Here is an 808-nt window from a genome sequence, read left to right as displayed (position 1 = left end):
GCTAGATGTACTGCCCAGGGACGTTGGTCAACCTGGTGACGGGCGGTTTGCCGCCGGTTGCGGTGTGGGGGCGGTGGTGATTGTAGTGATGGAGCCAGGCCGGCAGGGCTTTGCGGCGGGCTGATTCGCTGGAGTAGAAGCGTCCCAGGGCCCAGCCGTCGGCCAGGGTGCGGTGGAAGCGTTCGACCTTGCCGTTCGTCTGCGGCCGGTAGGGCCGGGTCTTCTTCGGCGTGATGCCGAGTTCGGTGCAGGCGCGGATCCAATGCCGGGAGCGGTAGGCCGAGCCGTTGTCGGTCAGGACCCGCTCGACGCTCACACCCCGCGCGGCGAACCAGGCCACCGCGTGGTGCAGGACGTCGACTGCGGTGTCGGCCGTCTCGTCGTCGCGGACCTCGGCGTAGGCGACACGGGAGTGGTCGTCGACGACGGTGTGGACGAAGGCGGTTCCCAGCAGCGGGCCGCGGTATTTGTTGCGGGGCTTGTCGGGTGTTGCGGCGCGGTTTCTGCGGCCCTGGACGCGTCCGACGTAGCGCCAGCCGCCGCCGTCGGGGACATTGCCGAGCTTCTTGACGTCGATGTGGAGCATGGCGCCGGGGTGAGGGTGTTCGTAGCGGCGGACCGGCTCACCCGTGGCGCGGTCGATGTGGGACAGGCGGTTGATCCGGCAGCGGGTCAGGACCGCGTGGACGGTAGAAGCGGCCATGCCCAGCCGTCCGGCGATCTGGACCGGTCCCAGTCGCTGCTTCCAGCGCAGATGCACGATCTTGCGGACCTGCGGCTGAGGGGTCCGGGCCGGGCTCCTGTGAGG

1 protein-coding gene is annotated in these 808 nt (G+C 69.6%); it reads right to left on the bottom strand.

Going from position 1 to position 808, the window contains the following annotated elements; genetic code table 11:
• Position 1: 1 nt before the first annotated feature.
• Positions 2-808, bottom strand: an 807-nt coding sequence (locus RM812_RS41950) for an IS481 family transposase (RefSeq protein ID WP_311586248.1), incomplete at its 5' end; no start/stop codon positions are given.

Origin of the sequence: Streptomyces lancefieldiae (assembly GCF_031845825.1) — a bacterium.
GTDB classification, from domain to species: Bacteria; Actinomycetota; Actinomycetes; order Streptomycetales; family Streptomycetaceae; genus Streptomyces; species Streptomyces lancefieldiae.
Note: the sequence above shows the minus strand (reverse complement) of the source record. Positions and strands in the feature narration are given on the sequence as shown.